The sequence below is a fragment of the Roseateles sp. P5_B10 genome (genome assembly GCF_056400485.1).
In genome coordinates this window covers 1-7,206 of record NZ_JBFULE010000226.1, presented here as the reverse complement: position 1 = coordinate 7,206, position 7,206 = coordinate 1, and the positions used below count along the sequence as shown (strand labels likewise).

At 67.8% G+C, this 7,206-nt stretch carries 6 protein-coding genes; 5 read left to right on the top strand and 1 reads right to left on the bottom strand.

Annotation, left to right across the window (positions count from 1 at the left end; all coding sequences use genetic code 11):
- Window positions 1-708, bottom strand: a 708-nt coding sequence (locus tag AC1DU6_RS15105) for a CobW family GTP-binding protein (protein WP_477858045.1), incomplete at its 3' end; no start/stop codon positions are given.
- A 114-nt stretch (window positions 709-822) separates the two neighbouring features.
- Between AC1DU6_RS15105 and AC1DU6_RS15100 the strand changes: the two genes are divergently transcribed.
- Genes AC1DU6_RS15100 through gmhB form a run of 5 tightly spaced genes read left to right on the top strand, consistent with a single transcriptional unit; the run spans window position 823 to window position 6,886 of the window.
- Window positions 823-1,704 carry an HlyC/CorC family transporter gene (locus tag AC1DU6_RS15100; protein WP_477858043.1) on the top strand — a complete coding sequence of 294 codons (882 nt, stop codon included), beginning with the start codon at window positions 823-825 and terminating at the stop codon, window positions 1,702-1,704.
- Entirely contained in the window at window positions 1,701-3,143 is a 1,443-nt protein-coding gene (gene lnt / locus AC1DU6_RS15095) for an apolipoprotein N-acyltransferase (protein WP_477858041.1), read from the top strand. The genes AC1DU6_RS15100 and lnt overlap by 4 nt, the downstream gene beginning before the upstream one ends.
- 29 nt (window positions 3,144-3,172) lie before the next feature.
- Window positions 3,173-4,105 carry a glycine--tRNA ligase subunit alpha gene (glyQ, locus tag AC1DU6_RS15090; protein WP_056204643.1) on the top strand — a complete coding sequence of 311 codons (933 nt, stop codon included), beginning with the start codon at window positions 3,173-3,175 and terminating at the stop codon, window positions 4,103-4,105.
- The gene (gene glyS / locus AC1DU6_RS15085; RefSeq protein ID WP_477858039.1) at window positions 4,105-6,234 is read left to right on the top strand and encodes a glycine--tRNA ligase subunit beta; all 2,130 of its coding nucleotides are present in this window, start codon (window positions 4,105-4,107) and stop codon (window positions 6,232-6,234) included. Before glyQ ends, glyS begins: the two co-directional genes overlap by 1 nt.
- Before the next feature lie 7 nt (window positions 6,235-6,241).
- A complete protein-coding gene (gmhB, locus tag AC1DU6_RS15080) occupies window positions 6,242-6,886 on the top strand; it encodes a D-glycero-beta-D-manno-heptose 1,7-bisphosphate 7-phosphatase (protein WP_235532115.1) in 645 nt (214 codons plus the stop codon).
- The last annotated feature ends 320 nt before the right edge of the window (window positions 6,887-7,206 follow it).

Genomic DNA, 7,206 nt, shown 5'->3' with positions numbered 1-7,206 from the left:
ATCGTGATCATGGTGATGATGGCCGTGGTCGTGAGCGTCCGCTTTGAGGAAATCCGGGTCGATCTCCAGCTTGGCGTTCAGATTGAAACCGCGCAGGTCAAACACCTTGGCCAGGGCCACCTCGCCGAAATGGGCGGTCTGGATGGGTGCCCGCGGGTTCATGTGCTTGATGCGGTGCACCAAGGCCTCGACGGCCGCCGGCTCGACCAGATCGGCCTTGCTGATGAAGATCTGGTCGGCAAAACCCACCTGCATGCGCGCTTCCTGGCGACTGTTGAGCTGCTCCTCGGCGTGCTTGGCGTCCACCAGCGTCAGCACCGAGTCCAGCAGATAGCTCTCGGCGATCTCGTCGTCCATGAAAAAGGTCTGGGCGACGGGGCCGGGGTCGGCCAGGCCGGTGGTCTCGATGACGACGCGCTCGAAGTCCAGTTCGCCCTTGCGGCGCTTGGCGGCCAGGTCGGACAGGGTCGTGCGCAGATCCTCGCGGATGGTGCAGCAGACGCAGCCGTTGTTCATCTGGATGATCTGCTCGTTGGTGTCGGACACCAGGATGTCGTTGTCGATGTTCTCTTCGCCGAACTCGTTCTCGATGACGGCGATCTTCTGGCCATGGGCCTCGGTCAGCACCCGCTTGAGCAGCGTGGTTTTGCCGGCACCGAGGAAGCCGGTCAGGATGGTGGCGGGAATGAGGCCTTGGGGCTTGGACATGATGGGAACCGTTTTCGTCGAAGGCGGCAGATATGGGGGCTGGGAGGCCCAGCACAAGGTTTTGTCAAATCAATCGGCTATTCTGTCCCTTCCGCAATACCTTGACAGCTCCCCTTGAGCGAACCGCATTCAGGCAGGCCCCCAGTTCGCGGGGCCGCCAAACACCCGCCCGAGGCCCGTGGCCTGCTGGAGCGCATGCTGGAGTTCCTGCACCCCGGCCCCGACTCCAAGAGCGAACTGAYCGATACCCTGGCCGACGCCGAGCAGCGCGAGCTGATCGAGCCCGAGTCGCGCCAGATGCTGGAAGGCGTGCTGCGCATGGCCGAGCTGTCGGCCGGCGACGCCATGGTGGCCGCACCGCGCATGGACCTGCTGGACATCGAYGCGCCCTATGACGAGCTGCTTGGTCTCGTCATCGACACCGGCCATTCGCGCTTCCCCGTCTTCGAGGGCAGCCGCGACAACATCATGGGCATCCTGCTTGCCAAGGACCTGCTCAAGATGCAGCGCGCGCCTGAGCTGAATCTGCGCGCCCTGCTGCGCCCGACGGTCTTCGTGCCCGAGAGCAAGGGCCTGAACGAGCTGCTGCGCGACTTTCGCTCCAACCGCAACCACCTGGCCATCGTCATCGACGAGTTCGGCAACACCGCCGGCCTCATCACCATCGAAGACGTGCTCGAAGAAATCGTCGGCGAGATCGAGGACGAGTTCGACGACAAGGATGGCGAGTCCGGCATCTACACCCTGGCCGACGGCAGCCAGCGCATCGCCGGCGACGCGACCATCGCGGCCGTCAACGGCAGCTTCAACCTGGCCTTGCCGGACAACGACTTCGACACCATCGGCGGCCTCATCGCCCACGAGCACGGCCGCGTGCCGCGCCGCGGCGAGACCGTGCAGGTGGGCGGCCTGAACTTCGCCGTCATGCTGACCCGCGGCGGCGCGGTGCGCTGGTTCAAGGTCACGCGCGCCCCCGAAGACGAGACCGAGGCGTGAAGGGCGCGAGGGCTGCGGCTGTCGCACTGGCCGCAGGCCTGCTGCACACGGCCTCATTCGCGCCCACCGGCGCCTGGTATCTGCAGCCCATCGCGCTGGCGCTGCTGTTCGCCACCGTCGAGCAGGCCACGCCCCGGTTTGCGTCCCTGGTCGGCGCGCTGTTCGGCTTTGGCTGGCTGGCCTCGGGCCTGTGGTGGCTGCATATCAGCATGCACCAGTTCGGCGGCATCCCCTGGCTGCTGGCCGCGCTGGCGGTGGCATTGCTGGCGGCCTTTCTCAGCGGCTTCTACGCGCTGGCCCTGGGCCTGACCGCGCGCTGGATCGCGCCGGGCCGCTGGCGGCTGATGGCGCTGGTGCCGGCCTGGCTGCTGGCCGAGCTGGCACGGGCGACCTGGCTCAGCGGCTTCCCGTGGATCGCGGCGGGTTATGCCCACACCGTCGGCCCGCTGGCGGGCTGGGCGCCCTGGGTGGGGGTCTACGGCATCTCCGCGCTGGCAGCGCTGGCGGCCGCCGGCCTGGTATGGCTAAGGCGCGGTGCCGTTGCCTGGGCCGCGCCTGCGCTCCTGATCCCGCTGGCCGGCCTGCTGCTGCCGCAGGACTTCACGACCTCCACGGGCCGCCTGGCCCTCTCCCTGGTCCAGCCCAGCATCCCGCAGGACCAGAAGTTCGACCCGGCCCGCTTCGCCGCCAATCTGGAGTTGCTGGCCCGGCTCATCGAGTCGGCGCGCGGCCAGGTCGTCATCACACCCGAGTCCGTCGTGCCGCTGCCGCTGGCCGAACTGGACCGCGCCACCCTCGTGCGCCTGGCCCGCCCCGAACGCCCCGCACTGCTCGGCGCCTTCCTCGGCAATGCCGACGAGGGCTTCGTCAATTCCGTCGTCGCCCTGGGCAGCGACTACCACTACGGCAAGCGCCATCTGCTGCCTTTCGGCGAGTTCATCCCGCCGGGCTTTGGCTGGTTCGTGCATGCCATGAACATCCCGCTGGACGACCAGGCCCGCGGCGACCACCAGCGCCCCTGGGCCGTCGCCGGCCAGAGGCTGCGGCCGCTGATCTGCTACGAGGATCTGTTCGGCGAGGACTTCGTGCAGAGCGCCGTCGGGCCCGACGCGGCGACCGCCTTCGTCAACGTCAGCAACCTGGCCTGGTTCGGCACCGTCATGATCCAGGACCAGCATCTGCAGTTCTCGCAGATGCGCGCCCTCGAGTTCCAGCGCCCCGTCGCGCGCTCGACCAACACTGGCGCCACTGCCCTTGTTGACCATCACGGCCRCATCACCGCCCGRCTGCCCGCCCTGCAGCGCGGCGTGCTGGAGGTCGAAGTCGACGGCCGCAGCGGCTCCACGCCCTATGCCCGCTGGCTGGCCGCGCTGGGGCTTTGGCCGCTCTGGCTTTTGTCCCTGTTGGCCCTGGCGGGCGTGCGCAGGGCGGCCTCATAGAATCGGCCACCCCCTCTCCCCCTCGCCTCATGCTGACCTTCCAGCAAATCATCCTGACCTTGCAGGACTATTGGTCCAAGCAAGGCTGCGCCCTGCTCCAGCCCTACGACATGGAAGTTGGCGCCGGCACCAGCCACACCGCCACCTTCCTGCGCGCCCTCGGCCCCGAGCCCTGGAAGGCCGGGTATGTGCAGCCCAGCCGCCGCCCCAAGGACGGCCGCTACGGCGACAACCCGAATCGGCTGCAGCATTACTACCAGTACCAGGTCGTCCTGAAGCCCGCGCCGGCCAACATCCTGGAGCTCTATCTCGGCTCGCTGGAGGCGCTGGGCTTCGACCTGAAGAAGAACGACGTACGCTTCGTCGAGGACGACTGGGAGAACCCGACGCTCGGCTGCTGGGGCCTGGGTTGGGAGGTGTGGCTGAACGGCATGGAGGTCACGCAGTTCACCTATTTCCAGCAGGTCGGCGGCATCGACTGCAAGCCCATCACCGGCGAGATCACCTACGGCCTGGAGCGCCTGGCGATGTACTTGCAGGGCAAGGAATCGGTCTATGACCTGGTCTACACCGACGGCCTGACTTATGGCGACGTGTTCCACCAGAACGAGGTGGAGCAGTCGACCTACAACTTCGAGCACAGCGATGTGGACTTCCTGCTGTCGGCCTTTGCCGCGCATGAAAGGAAGAGCCAGGAGCTGATGGTCGAGAAGCTAGCCCTGCCCGCCTACGAGCAGCTGCTGAAGGCCGCCCACAGCTTCAATCTGCTGGATGCCCGCGGCGCCATCAGCGTGACCGAGCGCGCGGCCTACATCGGCCGCATCCGCAACCTGGCCCGCGCCGTTGCGCAGAGCTATCTGGACAGCCGCGCGCGCCTCGGCTTCCCGATGGCCCCCAAGGCCTGGGCGGATGAAGTCGTCGCGCAGATCGAACTGAAGAACAGCAAGAAGGCGGCCGCTTGATGAATCTGCTCGTTGAACTGTTTGTCGAAGAGCTGCCGCCCAAGGCGCTGAAGAAGCTCGGCGAGTCCTTCGCCAGCGTGTTGGCCGACAGCCTGAAGGCCCAGGGCCTCGCCGCTGCGGACGCCGCCGTCACGTCGTTCGCGTCGCCGCGCCGCCTCGGCGTGCATGTGGCCAACGTCGCCGCCAAGGCCGCCGACAAGGCCGTGCAGCAGAAGCTGATGCCGGTCGCCGTCGCCCTCACCGCTGATGGCCAGGCCACGCCCGCGCTGCTGAAGAAGCTGGCCTCCATCGGCGCCGGCCCCGAAGTCGTGCCGCAACTCAAGCGCTTGCCCGACGGCAAGRCCGAGGCGTTGTTCTGGGACAGCATGCAAGCCGGCGCCACGCTCGCGCAGGGCCTGCAGAAGGCGCTGGATGAAACCCTCGCCAAGCTGCCCATCCCCAAGGTCATGAGCTATCAGCTCGAAGACGGCTGGACCGACGTGAAGTTCGTGCGCCCGGCCCATGGCCTCGTCGCGCTGCACGGCAGCGAGATCGTGCCCGTCCAGGCCCTGGGCCTGACTGCCGGCCGCACGACCTGCGGCCATCGCTTTGAAGCCGCCCAGCCCACGGTCAGCATTGAATCGGCCGACAGCTATGCCACGCAACTGCGTGACCAGGGCGCCGTCATCGCCGGTTTTGCCGAGCGCCGCGCCGAGATCGCGCGCCAACTCAAGGGTGCGGCCGATGCGCTGAGCCTCACGCCCATCGATGACGCGGCCCTGCTCGACGAAGTCACCGCCCTCGTCGAGCGCCCCAATGTGCTGACCTGTGCGTTCGAGGCCGAGTTCCTGGCCGTGCCGCAGGAGTGCCTCATCCTGACGATGAAGGCCAACCAGAAGTACTTCCCGCTGCTGGACTCTCACGGCAAGCTGACCCGCCACTTCCTGGTCGTCAGCAACATCGCGCCCGCCGACGCCGGCGCCGTCGTGCAGGGCAACGAGCGCGTCGTGCGCCCGCGCCTGGCCGACGCCAAGTTCTTCTTCGACCAGGACCGCAAGAAGAAGCTCGAAGACCGCCTGCCGGGCCTGGCCAAGGTCGTGTACCACGGCAAGCTGGGCAGCCAGGGCGAGCGCGCCGAGCGCGTCAGGTCGATCGCGCATGCCATCGTCAACCAGCTGAGCATGGCGACCCTGCCCTACACGGTCGACGCCGACGACGAGTTCAAGGTGCTGGACAGCAAGGTGCAGCAGGCCAGCCAGCTCGCCAAGTGCGACCTGCTGACCGACATGGTCGGCGAATTCCCTGAGCTGCAGGGCATCATGGGCGGCTACTACGCCCGCCACGAAGGCCTGCGCGACGGCGTCGCCATCGCCATCGAGGACCACTACAAACCGCGCTTCGCCGGCGACGCGCTGCCACGCAACCATACCGGCACCGTCGTGGCGCTGGCCGACAAGCTGGAGACGCTGGTGGGCCTGTTCGGCATCGGCCAACTGCCCACCGGCGACAAGGACCCGTTCGCACTGCGCCGCCATGCGCTGGGCGTCATCCGCATCCTCGTCGAGAAGAACCTGCCGCTGGACCTGCCGGCGCTGATCGACGCGGCCGTGCCGGCCTTCGGCGAGCTCATCGAGAACCCACGTGAGGCGCTGCTTTCCTTCTTTGCCGACCGCCTCGCGGTCAGCTTGCGTGACCAGGGTTACAGCGCCCAGGAAGTCGACGCCGTGCTGGCGCTGAACCCCGCTCGCCTGGGTGACGTGCCGCGCCGTCTCGAAGCCGTGCGTGCCTTTGCCGCCCTGGCCGAAGCGGCGTCGCTCGCGGCTGCCAACAAGCGCGTCGGCAACATCCTGAAGAAGGTCGAAGGCGAACTGCCCCACGCCATCAACGATGCGCTGCTGAAGGAAGCCGCCGAGCAGGCCCTGGCCGCCGCGATTGCCGAAGTCCAACCCACTGCCGACCTGCTGTTCGAGCAGCATGACTACACCGGTTCGTTGAAGGCCCTGGCCGCGCTCAAGGGCCCGGTCGACGCCTTCTTCGACGACGTGATGGTCAACGCCGAGGACCCGCTGCTCCGCGCCAACCGGCTGGCCCTGCTGGGCCGCCTGCACGCCGCCATGAACCGGGTCGCCGACCTGTCGCGCCTTGCCTAAAGCCTCCATGCGCGCCGACCACGCCCACGGCATGAAGCTCGTCATCCTCGGGCGGGACGGCACGATCAACCGCTACCGCGACGACCACGTCAAGGCGCCGGAGGAACTCGACCCGCTGCCGGGGGCGCTGGAGGCCGTCGCGCGCCTGAATCACGCCGGCTGGCACACGGTGCTGGCGACCAACCAGGCCGGCATTGGCCGCGGCCTGCTGGACATGGCCTCGCTGAATGCCGTGCACATCCGCCTGAACCAGTTGCTGGCCGAAAAGGGCGGGCGCCTGGACGCGGCGTTCTTCTGCCCGCACACGCCCGAAGAAGGCTGCGACTGCCGCAAGCCCCTGCCCGGCCTCATCCAGCAGATCGGCGAGCGCTTCGACGTTGCGCTCGCCACCATCCACATGGTCGGCGCGTCGCTGACCGACCTGCTGACGGCGCAGAACGCCGGCTGCATGCCCCACCTCGTGCTGACCGGCCCCTTCGGCAGCCTCGGCACCAACGAGCTCGCCAACCTGCTCGTGCAGGTGCCCACGGCCCGCGTGCACGACGACCTGATGAGCTTTGCCGAAGCCATCATCCAGGAGGAGCGCCGCCGCGTTGCCGTGCAGCGCGGCCAGGTTCTGACCCCCGACACCCAGGCCGGAGACCTGAACTGAAGTGATGAGCCCACCCCCTACCGGCTTCGCCGGCCCCCTCAAGGGGGCGATGCCAGCAGCCCGGCAAAGCCGGTTCTGCGGCATCCGCTTGGCCATGCACTCTGGCGCCACCGTTGCGCACCTATTGATTCGGAAGTCCTGATGGCAACGCTATTGAGCGCTATCCGCTCGCTGATCTTTGTCCTGGTTCTCGTCGTCACCGTCATCCCCTGGGCGACCGGTGTCGTCATCCTGTCCATCTTCCGCCGCGGCGACCCGGTCTACTGGGCTTGTGCCGGCTGGCTCAAGGTCGCCATCTGGAGCGCGCGCCTCATCTGTGG